This window comes from Streptomyces californicus, from assembly GCF_000717645.1.
In the GTDB taxonomy this organism is placed as follows: Bacteria; Actinomycetota; Actinomycetes; order Streptomycetales; family Streptomycetaceae; genus Streptomyces; species Streptomyces californicus.
Map to the genome: position 1 here is coordinate 238,509 of NZ_JNZZ01000002.1, position 14,734 is coordinate 253,242.

13 protein-coding genes are annotated in these 14,734 nt (G+C 70.2%); 9 read left to right on the top strand and 4 right to left on the bottom strand.

What is annotated here, in order from left to right:
• Window positions 1-131: 131 nt before the first annotated feature.
• The 4 genes from IF19_RS0103555 to IF19_RS0103570 all read right to left on the bottom strand — a co-directional run bounded on the left by IF19_RS0103555 (window position 132) and on the right by IF19_RS0103570 (window position 3,627).
• Complete coding sequence (locus IF19_RS0103555) at window positions 132-1,346, bottom strand: acyl-CoA dehydrogenase family protein (protein WP_030113903.1); 1,215 nt, start codon at window positions 1,344-1,346, stop codon at window positions 132-134.
• A gap of 4 nt (window positions 1,347-1,350) precedes the next feature.
• On the bottom strand, window positions 1,351-1,824 hold the full coding sequence (locus tag IF19_RS0103560) for an SCP2 sterol-binding domain-containing protein (protein WP_030113904.1): 474 nt from the start codon (window positions 1,822-1,824) through the stop codon (window positions 1,351-1,353).
• Window positions 1,825-1,953: 129 nt separating this feature from the next.
• Window positions 1,954-2,217, bottom strand: coding sequence for a hypothetical protein (locus tag IF19_RS0103565; RefSeq protein WP_030113905.1), 264 nt, complete (start codon window positions 2,215-2,217; stop codon window positions 1,954-1,956).
• A gap of 195 nt (window positions 2,218-2,412) precedes the next feature.
• Window positions 2,413-3,627 (bottom strand): PucR-like N-terminal domain-containing protein, encoded by a 1,215-nt coding sequence (locus tag IF19_RS0103570; RefSeq protein ID WP_030120324.1) that lies wholly within the window; start codon window positions 3,625-3,627, stop codon window positions 2,413-2,415.
• A 799-nt stretch (window positions 3,628-4,426) separates the two neighbouring features.
• On the opposite strand from IF19_RS0103570, the gene IF19_RS0103575 reads away from it, so the two are divergent.
• From IF19_RS0103575 to IF19_RS0103615, 9 genes are all read left to right on the top strand, one after another.
• Window positions 4,427-5,362 carry a hypothetical protein gene (locus tag IF19_RS0103575; protein WP_030113907.1) on the top strand — a complete coding sequence of 312 codons (936 nt, stop codon included), beginning with the start codon at window positions 4,427-4,429 and terminating at the stop codon, window positions 5,360-5,362.
• Window positions 5,363-5,545: 183 nt separating this feature from the next.
• A complete protein-coding gene (locus IF19_RS0103580) occupies window positions 5,546-6,208 on the top strand; it encodes a hypothetical protein (protein WP_030113908.1) in 663 nt (220 codons plus the stop codon).
• Between the two features lie 460 nt (window positions 6,209-6,668).
• Window positions 6,669-8,168, top strand: coding sequence for a DUF6801 domain-containing protein (locus IF19_RS0103585; RefSeq protein WP_030113909.1), 1,500 nt, complete (start codon window positions 6,669-6,671; stop codon window positions 8,166-8,168).
• 569 nt (window positions 8,169-8,737) lie between these two features.
• Window positions 8,738-9,724, top strand: coding sequence for an ABC transporter ATP-binding protein (locus IF19_RS0103590; protein WP_030113910.1), 987 nt, complete (start codon window positions 8,738-8,740; stop codon window positions 9,722-9,724).
• Window positions 9,721-10,593 (top strand): MlaE family ABC transporter permease, encoded by an 873-nt coding sequence (locus IF19_RS0103595; protein ID WP_030113911.1) that lies wholly within the window; start codon window positions 9,721-9,723, stop codon window positions 10,591-10,593. The genes IF19_RS0103590 and IF19_RS0103595 overlap by 4 nt, the downstream gene beginning before the upstream one ends.
• A 3-nt stretch (window positions 10,594-10,596) precedes the next feature.
• Complete coding sequence (locus tag IF19_RS0103600; protein WP_030113912.1) at window positions 10,597-11,400, top strand: MlaE family ABC transporter permease; 804 nt, start codon at window positions 10,597-10,599, stop codon at window positions 11,398-11,400.
• Window positions 11,400-12,689 (top strand): MCE family protein, encoded by a 1,290-nt coding sequence (locus IF19_RS0103605; RefSeq protein WP_030113913.1) that lies wholly within the window; start codon window positions 11,400-11,402, stop codon window positions 12,687-12,689. The genes IF19_RS0103600 and IF19_RS0103605 overlap by 1 nt, the downstream gene beginning before the upstream one ends.
• Window positions 12,686-13,717 carry an MCE family protein gene (locus IF19_RS0103610; RefSeq protein WP_030113914.1) on the top strand — a complete coding sequence of 344 codons (1,032 nt, stop codon included), beginning with the start codon at window positions 12,686-12,688 and terminating at the stop codon, window positions 13,715-13,717. Before IF19_RS0103605 ends, IF19_RS0103610 begins: the two co-directional genes overlap by 4 nt.
• Window positions 13,714-14,733 carry an MCE family protein gene (locus IF19_RS0103615; protein ID WP_030113915.1) on the top strand — a complete coding sequence of 340 codons (1,020 nt, stop codon included), beginning with the start codon at window positions 13,714-13,716 and terminating at the stop codon, window positions 14,731-14,733. Before IF19_RS0103610 ends, IF19_RS0103615 begins: the two co-directional genes overlap by 4 nt.
• The last annotated feature ends 1 nt before the right edge of the window (window position 14,734 follow it).

Sequence of the window (14,734 nt, forward strand, 5' to 3'; positions counted from 1 at the left end):
CCCCGCCGCTCCTCCGCGCCCCGGCTTCGGCCGCCGCCCTCGCCCGGGATCGCTTCGCCGTCCGCGCGGCGGGGGCGCGTGCGGGCGGGGCCGGGCGAGGGCGGTCCGCCGGTGCGGTGGCCGCCGCGCGCTCAGCGGATGTGACGGCCCGAGATCGCGCGGGCGATGACCAGGCGCTGGATCTCGCTGGTGCCTTCGAAGATGGTGTAGATCTTGGCGTCGCGGTACATCCGTTCCACCGGGTGCTCCCGGCTGTAGCCCGCGCCGCCGAGGATCTGGACCGCCTTCTCCGTGGCCACGACGGCGAGTTCACCGGCCCGCAGTTTGGACATGGAGCCCTGGCCCGCGTCGAACGTGCGGTCGTTACGGGCCATCCAGGCGGCCTGCCAGATCAGCAGGCGTACCGCCTCGATCTCGGTACGGAGGTCGGCCAGGGCGAACGCGATCGACTGGTTCTCGATGATCGGCCTGCCGAACGCCTCACGTTCTCCGGCGTACTCCAGGGCGTACTCGTACGCGGCCCGCGCGATGCCGAGGGCCTGGGCGGCGACGGTCGGGCGGCTGACCTCGAACGTCGCCATCGCCGCCTGGCCCTTGGCGGGCCCGCCCTCGCGTGCCCGGGCGAGGCGGGCGTCCAGCTTCTCCTTGCCGCCGAGCAGGCAGTGGCCCGGCACGGTGACCTCGTCGAGGAAGAGGTCGGCCGTGTGCGAGGCGCGCAGGCCGAGCTTCTTCACCGTACGGCCCGCCGTCAGGCCCTTCGTGCCGGGCGGGACGATGAACGCGGCCTGGCCGCGCGAGCCCAGCGCCGGGTCGACCGACGCGACGACCACGTGGACCTCGGCGATGCCGCCGTTGGTGATCCACGCCTTCTGGCCCGAGATCACCCACTCGTCCCGCGCCTCGACGTACCGGGCCCGGGTCGTCATCGCGGAGACGTCGGACCCGGCTCCCGGTTCGGAGACGCAGAAGGCGGCGACCTTCGGGTCGTCCTCGTCGCCGTAGCACTGCGGAACCCACTCGGCGAGCTGGTCCGGGGTGCCGGAGGCGAAGATCCCGGCGACCGCGAGCGAGGTGCCGAACAGGGCCATGCCGATGCCGGCGTCGCCCCAGAACAGCTCCTCGTTGGCGATCTGGAGGGAGAGCCCGGTGGGGTCCCCGTACAGGTCGGCGAGGGACTCGAAACCGTACAGACCGATCCGGGCGGCCTCCTGGATCACGGGCCAGGGGGTCTCCTCGCGGGCGTCCCACTCGGCGGCGGCCGGACGGACCACCTGGGCCGCGAAGCCGTGCACCCAGGCGCGCAGGTCCCGCTGCTCCTCGGTCAGGGCCAGGGAGAAGAAGCTCATGACCTCACGCCTTCGGGATGTCGAAGTAGCGGGTCAGACCGGACGCGAGGCCGACGTCGCCGGCCACCTTCAGCTTGCGCATCATGAACATGGTGACCGGATTGCCGTTGCCGGAGACCAGTTTGAGGAACTCCGCGTCGCCCATCACCAGGGTGGTGCGGGGTTCGGCGTCGGACCGGCCGGGGGTGACCTCGCAGGCGCCGTCCGCTATCGCGGTCTCGTAGACGGCGTCGCTCTCACCGGTGACCTTCCAGCGGATCAGCGCGGTGAGGCCGCCGGCCGCCTCCGGCCGGAACTGCTGCTTCATCCGGCCGAAGACCTCGCCGAGGATCCGGGTGCGCAGTTCCCCGCGCATGACCTCGGCGATCTGCTGGGCGGACAGGCCCTTGACGATCCGGGCGAACTCCTCGGGGGAGACCGCCGCGAAGTCGAGCCGGGCCAGGTCGTCGGTGAGCTTGCCGCTGCTGGTTCCGTCCACGCCGAATCCTTACTCCGAAGTAAACTTACTTTGGAGTAAGGTACGGGCAGTCGTCATCGCCCCGCAAGGGCCGCCGGGCCGGGCCCCGCCGCTCTCCCGGCGGGTGCGCCGGGCGTGCCTCGGCGGTGGTCAGAAGGGTGAGTCCGGCAGGACGGCGAGGTGGGGGTGGTGCGCGGCCAGCACCTTGTTGGCACGGGCGAGTTCGGACAGCGCCTGCTCGCGGTCGGCCTGGTCCTCCACTCCCATCCGGGGGCCGCGGAACCTGCGGACCTCGCGGGCCGCGCAGTCGGCGTCGAACTCCGCCTGGAGGATGTGCGGCGGGATGCACGAGCCGATCAGTGCGGCGACCCGGTCCGGGATCGGCACGGGGACGAGGAGGTGCGAGGCGGTCATCGGGTCCCTCTCGGGGGTCGGCCAGGAGGCGGTGCGGGGCCCGCCGCATGATGGGCGGCAGGTCCCCTCCTGTCTACGGGACGAGGTTCCGGGTTTCTCGCCGGATACGTCTCCGTGTCGCAACCGTTTGGGACTGACCGTCTCTTTCGCGTTACGCGCCGGTAAGTTGACCGATCGCGCCGGACGTGATCCGGATCAGGGGGACGTGCCGGTGGCGCGGGAGCGCAGGCGCAGCGCCCGCAGCACCGCCTCGGTGGCGAAACGGCTCTCGGGGTCGACGAGTTGATCGCCGAAGATGGTCTCCAGGCTGCGCATGCGGTAGCGCACCGTCTGCGGATGGACGTCCAGCAGCGCGCCCATCTGCGCGGCGGTGCCCCGGGTGTCGAGCCAGATCCGCAGCGTCTCGACCAGCCGTTCCCGGCGGGTGGTGCTGATCCCCGCGACGGCGGCCAACTCCCGCTGGGCCAGCTGGTCCAGGAGAGCGGGGTCGGAGAGCAGCCACAGGGTGGTGAGGTGGTCCTCGCAGCGGATCAGCGGGGCGTCGTCGATCACGCCCGAGTCGACGAGCTCCAGGACCCGGCGGGCCCAGCGGATCGACTCGCAGGCCAGGGCCGCGGGGACGGTCAGCCCGATCGCCGCGCGGGTGCCGGGAAGGGCCTGCTCCAGCATGGATCTTCGGGCGTCGGTCATCGGACCGGGGATGAGCAGGTGCGGCTGCGGGGCGCTGAGGTCGACGAGCAGATCGCGGTCGGCGCGGAGCCGGTCCAGTTCCGCCGGGGCGCGTACGGCGATCAGGGTCACCTCCTTCGGCAGCGGCCACGCCACCTGCTCGCAGAGCTCCGCGATGGCGCTGCCGGGGGAGGGGCGCCCGGCGAGGATGAGGTGGAGCAGCCGGCGGCGCAGTGCCTCGCTGTGCTCGCCGGACTGGGACTGCACCTCCAGGAAGCCCTCCCGGGAAAGCGATTCCAGTTCGTCGACGTAGGCGAAGAGCGCGTCGGCGAAGCTCAGCATCAGGGTGGGGGAGAGGTGGTAGCTCTGGCCGACCTTCTTCGCCCGCCGCAACGCCACCCGCGCGCCCAGCCGGTACGCCCCCTGGAGGGTGTCCATGCTCCGGCCCTCGTACGCCTCGAACCGTCCGAAGCGCCGGCACATGTCGTCGCGGAGCGCGGTGGAGGAGGTCGGTTCGGCCACCAGGTCGACGAACGAGGAGAGGCTCTGCTCCACGCCCACCCGGATGGCCTGGCCGTTCGGCCCGTCGAGCAGCCGGGCGTATTCCGGATACGCCCGGGTGACCTCGACGCCGATTTCCTTGATGAGGCTCGGCAGTTCGGGCCGCATGATCGCCGCGAATTCCTGAGGGAGGGGCCCCAGGGGGTCGTCGGTATCCAGCGGCTGTATGAGTTGTGCCATGACAAGTCCCCTTGCTCTCGGCGCCCGGTGGTGGGGTGAGACGGTGGGGGGAAAGCGCTCCCACGAACCGACAGGTGCGTACCAAGTCCGCGACGAAGATAGACCAAGTGGCAGGCAGTGCACACCACTTGGGCAAGATCGACGTGCAGGGGCCACACATCTGGACCGCGCTGTGCGACTTCCGTGCAGGTCGGACGGTACTGCGCGCTTTCGGACAATGAATTTCGGCCGTCTGCTCCGGTGGTGACAACAAACCCGTTTCGCTCTCCCGGAGGTGTTTCCTCTGGGCCGGTTGGAGCGCCTGCCGATTCCCGGGGCGGGCGGCTCACCACGGAGAACCCGGGGTAACCGTCGTGTCGGGGCGGGCATTTCCGGCCGCTTGGCTGATTCGCAGAGCATGGGCCGCTGAGCGGAGGCGGGAGTTCCGCGACGGCCGGCCCGGGCGGGCCGGCTGCGCGCCGGGCGCGGGTCCCCGGCCTACGGTGTGCAATTCCCGGGCCGGGGGTGCGCATTCCGTGACAAGGGTCCGGTGTCCCGATGCTCATTTCCGGATCAAAAAGAAGGTGCTGGAAAGAATCTTAGACGGACGGATTGTGTCGCCCTGTTTCCCGCGAGTAACATCACGCCTCGATCAATTCGGTCACAAAATCTGCCCGAAATTTGATGCTCAGATCCTCCGCCCCCGGGCCCACCCGAGGCCCTGTCACCGTCGACGGTCGTCACGGTGCGGGCATGCGTTGCAGAACCGCCCACCTTTCGTGTACGAGGCCGCGCCCCAGCGGCCGACAGAGGGGACGACATGAGATCCGTTTCCAATCGAACCCGCGTAGGTCTGCTCGCGGCGCTCACGGCGTTCGGCGCGGTGCTCTCCACCAGCTCGGCCACCGCCGCCACCCAGCTCAACGGCGACTGGGCGCCCTTCGACCGCTGCCCGGTCGACGCGCCCGCCATGCTGGCCGCGGACGGCATCAACACCATCGCCACCTGCGTATCCTCCGGCTCGGCCTCCGGGTCGATCACCCTGGGCAAGTCGCACGTTCCCACCGGCAACACCGATCTGCAGCTCGGCGTCATCCAGCGCCCCGACGGCACCACCTCGCTGGTGGCTCCGCCCGAGGGGGCGCTGACCGCGGACCCGGCGGAGATCCCGGGCGGGCTCCTCGGGCTGATGTGTCCCAGCGGTATTCCGGTGGTCTCGGGAATCTGCCGGCAGTTGACGGACAACAATCTGAACCGCGTCACGGCCACCATCGAACCGGCCGGAGCCCCCCGCGACTTCAATATGGCGGCGGCTTTCTCCACCGGTGAGCCCATTCTCACCATCCCGGTCCGCATCCACCTCAAGAATCCGTTCCTGGGTGACAAGTGCTACATCGGGACCACCGCCGAACCGGTGCTCCTGAAGCCGCAGAACGCGACGGCTCCGACCCTCTCGCTCCAGCGCTTCTCCGCCGACGGGACGCCGAACGACGACGAGGGCGAGATGGGGCGCTACACCTTCGACGGCGCGGACCAGAGCGACACCGCGTTCGCCGTCCCGGGAGCCAGCGGCTGCGGTGCCGGCCTCCTGAACTGGGCCGTGAACCTCAAGACCGGACTCCCGTCGGCCTCCGGCAAGAACAGCGTGAAGCTGAACTCCACCACCACCTACTTCGGCAGCCCCTACGACCCCGCCGGCCTCGCGCCGAACGAGGGCCGGAAGCTGTCCGAGTTCTGGCACTCCGCGAAGCGGTAGGCCGCCCTCCGACACGAGGAGGTGACGCGGGATCCACCCCGCGAGTCCCGGTCCGCGCGTCGTAAGCCGCCGTCCGCGGACCCCGAGCGTGCCGCACCGTCCGGCACCGCCAGGTACAGCGCAGCCGTCTCTCCACTCACGTTCAGTCCATTCCCCAACGGGACGAGAAAAGGGAGTACCCCCATGTTCAAGCGAACCGGTGTTCTGACCGCGATCGGCGCCGCCGCGGCATCCGTGGTGCTGGCGGCCCCGTCGGCCGTCGCCGCGCCGACCAGCTGGACGATCACCCCGACCGGCAACTTCAGCGGCAGCGCCGGGGTGACGGTCCTGACCGACAACAACGGCAACAAGATCCAGTGCGCGTCCTCGGCCGCCTCGGGCAACGCGCCGACCTCCCCGGTTGCCGGCAGCCCGGCCAAGCTCGCGAACATCTCGGCGATCTCGTTCAACTCGCCGTGCACCGGGCCGTTCAGCTCCACCTGGACCGTGACCACCACGACCGCGCCGCCGTGGGAGATCTGGGGCCTGGACTACGCGGCGGGCGCCGGCACCAACTCCACGGGCCAGGTGACCGGTGAGATCCGTGCGATCAAGGCGAAGGTGACCGGGACCAGCGTCCTCGGCCCCTGCACCTTCAACGTCACCGGCAAGGTGGCCGCCAAGTACAACAACCCCTCCACCGGCGGCAGCAACGGCACCCTGAACACGGCGGGCGGCGGGCTCACCCTCGCCATCTCCGGCAAGACCGGCGGCGGCTGCGGCATCGTCGGCACCACCGCCAGCTTCCAGGGTCTGTACACCATCGTCAGCGCGGCGACGGGCAAGTCCCCGGTCATCAGCGGCTGATCCAGCGCCGATGACGGGCCGCACCACCTGAACGTCGTGCCCGGCCGTGCGCACCCGACGGCCGGGCACGACCACGCCAGGACCCGCCGCAGTCCCCGACCCCGGCGGCATGTTCCGAGGAACACCCCGGGGACCGACCGCACGACGAGTGCCGTGCGGCCCCACCCGCCCCGCTTTCCACGCACGTGTCGACAAGGTCCGCCGCGCCGGATTGTCACCGGATGCCAAAGTCCGCGCACCGGTGATCCGGACCCGGACCGGGCTCTTCCCAGGCGTCGGCGGCGTGCGTACCGTACCGGTCAGTAGGGGCCGTACGGAGCCCGGCCGGCCAGGTCGCGGCACGCCCCCGCCCGACGTCCGTCGGCGGCCCCGGGCCCGCCCGCTCAGCCGCCGCCCAGAACCGGACCCGCTCCACAGCCGCCCACCTCTGGGCCCACGCGCGCCGGAAGGACACATCCGTATGACCGTCGATGCACGCACCGCGGCGAGACGACCGATCCACTGGGCCGTGGGAGGTGCGCTCGTCGTCGCCACCGCGCTCGTCCCCAGTGCCGAATCGGCCGCCGCGGAACAGAAGTCGGAGGTCGCCCTCCGCTACGCCTGCCCGCTCCCCTCCGGGACCGAGGAGGTGGACGTCGTCGTCTCGGCGGTGCTCCCCACCACGGCCCGCACCGGCGAGGAGATCCGCCCCGAGAAGGTCTCCGTCGAGGTCGGCCTGCCCGCCACCTCGCTCACCCGGTTCCGCGACCTGGACGCCGCCACCCTGGCGGCCACCGCACGGCTCACCGTCCGCAACGCGGTCGGCGACACGGCGGCCGACGCCTCCTGGCAGGAGCTGACCGCCGAGCCCGTACCGCTTCCGGAGCCCGGCGAAGGGGAGGGCGGTCTGACCCTGGCCGCGACCGGAGAGGTCCCGACGGTCGCCTTCGGCTCCCCCGGGCGGGCGACGCTGACCCCGGCCGAGCTGGCCCTCTCCCTCTCCTCGCGGACCGCGGACGGAGAGCCGACCACGCCCCCCGGCCTCGACGTCTCCTGCGAACCCGTCCCCGGGCAGGAATCCGAACTGGCCGCCGTGGACATCCGCGGCGACGAGGACCCCGCCTCACCCGCGCCCACGCCCGGCGGGAGCGACCCCGCACCGGAGCCGACCCCCGGCCGCCCGGCCGAGGGGCTGCCGCCCTCCGCCCGGGACAGGATCGACGACCTCACCGAGAAGCGGCTCGACGCCCTGGAGGACGACCCGGGCAGCTGCCCGATCGAGATCCCGCCCGAGTGGGTGATGACCACCGCCGAGACGTACGCCGCGGGCTACGCCAACGCCGCCAAGCTGAACGGGGCGGCCGCGCTGGGCCCCGCCTTCATGAAGGTGGTGCTGAACAAGCGGTACATCAACGACTCCTGCGCCTCGACCGTCGACGTCAGCTCCGAGGTGAACTTCGACTACCAGGGCAAGCGCCAGCTCCCGCCGACGAAGGCCACGTTCCTCAGCTACGGATTCATGCCCACGACCGCGACCATGACGCTGGAACAGGTGGGCCCCCCGGCGGCCATCCACACCCACACGGTCACCAACACGCCGACCTACCCGGAGGAGACCACGGTCACCGCCCAACTGGTCATGCGGCTCTCCGACGTCGAGGTGAACGGGGTGCCCCTGGACGTGGGCCCCGACTGCCGCACGGAGCGGCCCTTCGAACAGGTCCTGCGCGGATACGGCCAGAGCTATCCGCCGGCCGGGTACCTGGTGGCGTACGGCGGCACCCTGACCGGGTACGCCCACATCCCGCCGTTCACGGACTGCGGCGCGGACGAGGACCTCGACCCGATCTTCACCGCCGCCATCTCCAGCACCGGCAAGAAGGCCGACAACTACGCCAAGATGACCCAGGCGCCCCTCTGCGTGGCCACCAACCCGGAAGGCCCCGACTGCCCGCCGCGGAAGCCGAAGCCCGAGAAGTGAGCGCGGCCGGCCGCAGGGCCACCGCCGGCTGAGAGACGAGTGAGCCCTTCCGGTTCCCCGGGGACCGGAAGGGCTCTTTTTTTCCCGTCGGAGCGAAACCCCGCCGACGTGATTCCTCATCATCCGACAGGTTTGGGCGCCGGATTGCTCACCCGGCGATAAATCCGGGCCCCGTGCGAATTCTCGCCGAGGAAAATCTGTACCCAGTATTGCGAAGTCAGGTTACCGGCCCGTAGCGTCCCAGACGTGCCGATCGAAAGCGCCTGCGCACCTGCTGGCGGGCACACTCCGGCCCGGTTCGCTCCGCTCCGGTCCGGGGGCACCCCGGTCGAGAAGCCCGGGGCCTTGCGCAGATTCCGACAAGGACGGGAACCGGCCTTGTCACTGAATGACAAGTGATCAGAACAGACCTCCGCGTCCGTCGATCTTCGCTGTTCAACGGCTTGCCGTGGCGGTTTCGGCGGACATAGCGTGCGCCTCCTGGTGCATGTGTGACGAGCCGCCATCGCTTTCAGCAGAGCCGGAGCGCCAACGATGAACACGTTCACCGTCATTTCGAGGGAGGGCCGATGGGAATCGAAGTAGTCGTCGAAGGTCTGACGAAGTCCTTCGGCAAGCAGAACATCTGGCAGAACGTCAGCCTCACCCTGCCCGCCGGTGAAGTCAGCGTCATGCTCGGGCCTTCCGGAACCGGTAAGACCGTTTTTCTGAAGTCCATCATCGGGCTGCTCAAGCCCGAGCAGGGACGCGTTCTCATCAACGGCGTCGACATGGTGAACAGCCCCGAGCGCGAAATCATGGAGACCCGGAAGCTCTTCGGCCTCATGTTCCAGGACGGCGCTCTCTTCGGCTCGATGTCACTGTTCGACAACATCGCCTTCCCGCTGCGCGAGCACACGCGCAAGAAGGAATCCGAGATTCGCCGCATCGTCATGGAGCGCATCGACATCGTCGGGCTCCTCGGCGCCGAGGGAAAGCTGCCGGGCGAGATATCCGGCGGTATGCGCAAGCGCGCCGGCCTCGCCCGCGCCCTGGTCCTCGACCCGCAGATCATCCTCTGCGACGAGCCCGACTCCGGCCTCGACCCGGTCCGCACCGCCTACCTCTCGCAGCTCCTCATCGACCTGAACGCCCAGATCGACGCGACGATGCTCATCGTCACCCACAACCTCGACATCGCGGCGACCGTCCCCGACAACATGGGCATGCTGTTCTGCCGCAACCTCGTCACCTTCGGCCCGCGCGAGGTACTGCTCACCAGCGACACCCCGGTCGTCTCCCAGTTCCTCGCCGGACGCCGCGAAGGTCCCATCGGCATGTCCGAGGAGAAGGACGCCGCCACCCTCGCCGCCGAGCAGCAGTTCGACACCGCTCCGCTCCTGACCGGGCCCCGCACGGTCGTCCCCCAGCTGGAGCCCTCGCCCGGGATGCCCGTACGCCAGGGCGCGCTGCGCCGCCGGGAGCGGGTCATGTCGATGATGGGCCAGCTGCCGGAGGCCGCCCGTACGGCCATCCTGAACAGCTACGCCCCGGCCGCGGGAGGTGCGCGCGCGTGACCGCCCCGATGCCGGTGCGGCCGCCCGAGCCGCCCGAGAAGCCCCCGCCCCCCGCCGAGCCGGACAAGGCCGCCCGCCCCGCGCCGGCCGCGCGCCGCCCCTCCCGGCTGCTCGCCCCGCTCCGCGAGACCGGGAAGCTGTTCGCGCTCGCCGTCGCCGTGGCCCGCGCCGTCTTCCGCAGGCCCTTCCAGGTGCGGGAGTTCATCGAGCAGTTCTGGTTCGTCGCCAGTGTCACCATCCTGCCCGCCGCACTCGTCTCCATTCCGTTCGGCGCGGTCATCGCCCTCCAGGTCGGCTCCCTCACCCAGCAGCTCGGCGCCCAGTCCTTCACCGGCGGCGCCAGCGTCCTCGCGGTGATCCAGCAGGCCAGCCCGCTCATCGTGGCGCTGCTGATCTCCGGCGCCGCCGGCTCGGCCATCTGCGCCGACCTCGGCTCGCGCAAGATCCGCGAGGAACTCGACGCGATGGAGGTCATGGGCGTCTCGCCCATCCAGCGCCTCGTCGTCCCCCGGGTGCTCGCCACCATGCTCGTCGCCGTCCTGCTCAACGGCCTGATCTCCGTGGTCGGCACGCTCGGCGGCTACTTCTTCAACGTGATCATGCAGGACGGCACCCCGGGCGCCTACCTCGCCAGCTTCTCCGCCCTCGCCCAGCTGCCGGACCTCTACATCAGCGAGTTCAAGGCCCTGATCTTCGGCTTCATCGCGGGCATCGTCGCCGCCTACCGCGGGCTCAACCCGCGCGGCGGCCCCAAGGGCGTCGGCGACGCGGTCAACCAGTCCGTCGTCATCACCTTCATGCTGCTGTTCTTCGTGAACATGGTCCTCACGACGATCTACCTCCAGATCGTCCCCGCGAAGGGGAGCTGACCGATGGCGCTGCTCAGCAGGCTCGACCGTTCGGGCGACCAACTCGCCTTCTACATCAAGGCCCTTCTCTGGATCCCGCGCACCCTGCGCCGCTATCTGCGGGAAGTGCAGCGGCTGTTGGCCGAAGTCTCCTTCGGCAGCGGCGGACTCGGTGTCATCGGCGGCACCATCGGCGTGATGGTCGCCATGACCCTCTTCACCGGCACGGTCGTCGGACTCCAGGGGTACGCGGCGCTCAACCAGATCGGCACCTCGGCCTTCACCGGATTCGTCTCCGCCTACTTCAACACCCGTGAGATCGCGCCCCTGGTGGCCGGACTCGCCCTCTCCGCCACCGTCGGCGCCGGCTTCACCGCGCAGCTCGGCGCGATGCGGATCAACGAGGAGGTGGACGCCCTGGAGGCGATGGGCGTGCGCTCCATGCCCTACCTCGTCACCACCCGGATCATCGCCGGGGTCGTCGCGATCATCCCGCTGTACGCGATCGGACTGCTCTCCTCGTACGCCGCCTCCCGCTTCATCACCGTCTTCTTCAACGGCCAGTCGGCGGGCACCTACGACCACTACTTCAACCTCTTCCTCTCCCCGCAGGACGTCCTGCTGTCGGTGCTCAAGGTGCTGATCTTCAGCGTCCTGGTGATCCTCGCCCACTGCTACTACGGCTTCCACGCCAGTGGCGGACCCGCCGGGGTGGGCGTCGCGGTCGGCCGCTCGGTGCGCAACGCGATCGTCCTCATCAGCATCACCGACTTCTTCCTCTCCCTCGCCATCTGGGGCGCCACGACGACCGTGAAGGTGGCCGGCTGATGCGCACATCCAGCACACGCACGGTCCGCCGCCGGCTGACCGGAGTCACCTTCCTCCTGGTGCCCGCCGTCCTGGTCTGGGTCTCGGTCGCCGTCTACGAGAAGGAATTCACCGACGAAGCCACCGTCACCGTCCGCACCGGCGCGGTCGGCAACGAGATGCACGACAACGCCGACGTGAAGCTGCGCGGCGTCGTCGTCGGCCAGGTCCGCTCCATCGCCTCCGACGGCGACGGCGCCCGCCTCACCCTCGCCATCGACCCCGACAAGCTGGACAGCATCCCCGCCGACGTCACCGCCCAGATGCTGCCGACCACCCTCTTCGGCGCGCGGTTCGTCGCCCTCGTCCCGCCGCGCGTCCCGGCCGGCACCACGCTGCGGGCCGGGGCCGTCATCCCGCAGGACCGTTCCAGCAACGCCATCGAGCTGGAACAGGTCCTCGACAACGTCCTGCCGCTGCTGACCGCCGTGAAGCCCGAGAAGCTCTCCGCCACCCTCAACGCCGTCTCCCAGGCGCTGGAGGGACGCGGGGCACGCCTCGGCGAGACGCTGACCACGCTGGACGGCCACCTGAAGAAGTTCAACCCCCAACTGCCCACGCTCAACGCCGACATCAAGGAACTCGTCAAGGTGAGCACGCTGTACGCGGACGCCGCGCCGGACGTACTCGACGCGCTGACCGACGCCACGGTCACCAGCTCCACCCTCGCCGACCAGGAGGCGCGCCTCGCAGGCCTCTACGGCTCCACCACCGCCGCCTCGCGGGACATGACCACCTTCCTGCGCGCCAACAAGGACAACCTCATCCGGCTCTCCGCCGCAGGCCGCCCCTCGCTCGAACTCCTGGCCGAGTACGCCGAGTCGTTCCCCTGCACCCTGCGCACCATGTCCGGGTTCGTCCCCGCCATGGACAAGGCGCTGGGCAAGGGGACGAACGAACCGGGACTCCACGTGTCGGTGAAGCCCGTCCCCTCCAAGGGCAAGTACGTCCCCGGGCGGGACCGGCCGGTCTACAACGCCTCGGGCGGCCCGAAGTGCTACTCGGTGCCGTACGTCGGGAAGAACGCCCCGACCGCCGACGCCCGCCGGATCGCCGATGTCACCGCGCCCCCGCCCGGCCGCAGCGGCGGCGCGGACACCGGGCTCGGACTGCCCAACTCTCCCGAGGAGTCCCGGCTCGTCAACGAACTGGTCGCACCCTCACTGAAGACGGCGCCGGGGGACCTGCCCGACTGGAGCAGCGTGCTCATCGGCCCGGCCTTCCGCGGTGCGGAGGTGAAGCTCAAGTGAAACGCAGCTCGCTCGCGGGACCGGTCGCCAAGTCCCTCGTCTTCATCGTCGTCACGGTGCTGGCCACCACCGTCCTCGGCCTCTCCATCGCCAACAAGGGCGTGGGCGACACCACCACGTACAAGGCGCGGTTCACCGACGCCACCGGGCTCATGCCCGGTGACAGCGTCCGGATCGCCGGGGTGAAGGTCGGTCAGGTGCAATCCGTGCGGGTCGCCGACCGGCGGCTGGCCGAGGTCGCCTTCGCCGTACGCAAGGGGCGGGACCTCCCCGCCTCGGTGACGGCCTCCATCAAGTACCTCAACATGGTCGGCCAGCGGTACGTCGACCTCGACCAGGGCGCCGGACCGGTCGGCCGGACGTTCCGGCCCGGCGAGACCATCCCGCTTTCCCGCACCACGCCCGCGCTCGACCTCACCCAGCTCTTCAACGGCTTCCAGCCGCTCTTCGAGGGGCTGTCCCCGCCCGACGTCAACCAGCTCGCCGGCTCCATCGTCCAGGTCCTCCAGGGCGAGGGCGGCACCGTCGACAGCATCCTGCGGCACGTCGGCTCGCTCACCACGACCGTCGCCGCGAAGGACAAGGTGATCGGAGAGGTGATCGACAACCTCAACACGGTCCTCAAGACGGTCAACGACCGGGAGGCCGGGTTCGACGACCTCGTCGTCACCCTCCAGAAGCTCGTCACCGGCTTCTCCGGCGACCGCAAGCCGCTGGGCGAGGCCGTCACCGCGATGGGCGCGCTCACCACCGTCACGGCCGACCTCTTCCAGGACGGCAGGAAGCCCCTCAAGGACGACATCCGCCAGCTCGGGCGCCTCAGCGGCCAGTTGGAGAAGGGCACGCCGCAGATCGAGAACTTCCTCCAGAAGACTCCGGCCAAGATGGCGGCCATCAGCCGGCTCACGTCCTACGGATCGTGGCTCAACCTCTACCTCTGCGAGGCGAAGGTCAGCGGCGTCACCCACGACGACGGAAGCAAGCCGCCCACCGGCATCGCGATCACCCAACCGAGGTGCCTGGCATGAGAATCACTCCCGTCCGGGAACGCAACCCGGTCGCCGTCGCCGTCGTCGGACTCCTCGTCCTGGCCCTGGTCGGCCTCGCCGCCTGGCGCGCCGACTCCCTGCCCTTCGTCGAGAGCGGCACCTCCTACAGCGCCGACTTCACCGAGTCCGCCGGCCTGGAGGACGGCGACGAGGTCCGCATCGCCGGCGTCAAGGTCGGCGAGGTCACCGGCGTCTCGCTCGACGGCCCCAAGGTCCGGGTCGACTTCCGGGTGAAGGAGGCGTGGATCGGCGACTCCTCCACCGTGGGCATCGCCATCAAGACCCTCCTCGGTGAGAAGTACCTCGCCGTCGACCCCCTCGGCAACGCCCCGCAGGACCCCGGCGCCCGCATCACCGCGAGCCGCACCACCTCCCCGTACGACGTCACCCAGGCGTTCAACGGGCTCGGGGAGACCATCGGCGAGATCGACACCGCGCAGCTCGCCAAGAGCTTCGACACGATCTCCGCCACCTTCAAGGACTCCCCGCCCCACGTCCGCAGCGCCGCCGACGGGCTCTCCGCGCTCTCCCGTACGGTCTCCCAGCGCGACGCCCAGCTCGCCACCCTGCTCAGCAGCAGCAAGAAGCTGACCAAGACCCTCGACGGCAAGAAGAGCAGCTTCGAGACGCTCCTGGAGGACGGGAACCTGCTCCTCGGCGAGATCCAGGCCCGCCGCGACTCCATCCACCGGCTGCTCACCGGCACCCGCGACCTCGGCACCCAGCTCGCCGGGCTCGTCCGGGACAACGACAAGCAGCTCGGGCCCACGCTCGACTCCCTCAGCCGGGTCACCGCCGTCCTGGTGAAGAACCGCAAGAGCCTGGACAAGGTCCTCGCCACGGCCGGCTCCTACAGCCGGCTCGTCGGCAACACCCTGGGCAGCGGGCGCTGGTTCGACAACTACGTCTGCGGCGTCGTGCCCAAGAACTACCTGCCCGCCGGAACACCCCCGGCGACCGGATGCATGCCACCCCGGCAGCAAGGGGGCCGCTGAC

Excerpts from the sequence above, each read along its gene's own strand:
- IF19_RS0103570 (WP_030120324.1), bottom strand. The coding sequence starts at position 3,627 with ATGGCACAACTCATACAGCCGCTGGATACCGACGACCCCCTGGGGCCC.
- IF19_RS0103575 (WP_030113907.1), top strand. The coding sequence starts at position 4,427 with ATGAGATCCGTTTCCAATCGAACCCGCGTAGGTCTGCTCGCGGCGCTC.
- IF19_RS0103585 (WP_030113909.1), top strand. The coding sequence starts at position 6,669 with ATGACCGTCGATGCACGCACCGCGGCGAGACGACCGATCCACTGGGCC.
- IF19_RS0103555 (WP_030113903.1), bottom strand. The coding sequence starts at position 1,346 with ATGAGCTTCTTCTCCCTGGCCCTGACCGAGGAGCAGCGGGACCTGCGC.
- IF19_RS0103615 (WP_030113915.1), top strand. The coding sequence starts at position 13,714 with ATGAGAATCACTCCCGTCCGGGAACGCAACCCGGTCGCCGTCGCCGTC.
- IF19_RS0103605 (WP_030113913.1), top strand. The coding sequence starts at position 11,400 with ATGCGCACATCCAGCACACGCACGGTCCGCCGCCGGCTGACCGGAGTC.
- IF19_RS0103580 (WP_030113908.1), top strand. The coding sequence starts at position 5,546 with ATGTTCAAGCGAACCGGTGTTCTGACCGCGATCGGCGCCGCCGCGGCA.
- IF19_RS0103565 (WP_030113905.1), bottom strand. The coding sequence starts at position 2,217 with ATGACCGCCTCGCACCTCCTCGTCCCCGTGCCGATCCCGGACCGGGTC.
- IF19_RS0103600 (WP_030113912.1), top strand. The coding sequence starts at position 10,597 with ATGGCGCTGCTCAGCAGGCTCGACCGTTCGGGCGACCAACTCGCCTTC.
- IF19_RS0103590 (WP_030113910.1), top strand. The coding sequence starts at position 8,738 with ATGGGAATCGAAGTAGTCGTCGAAGGTCTGACGAAGTCCTTCGGCAAG.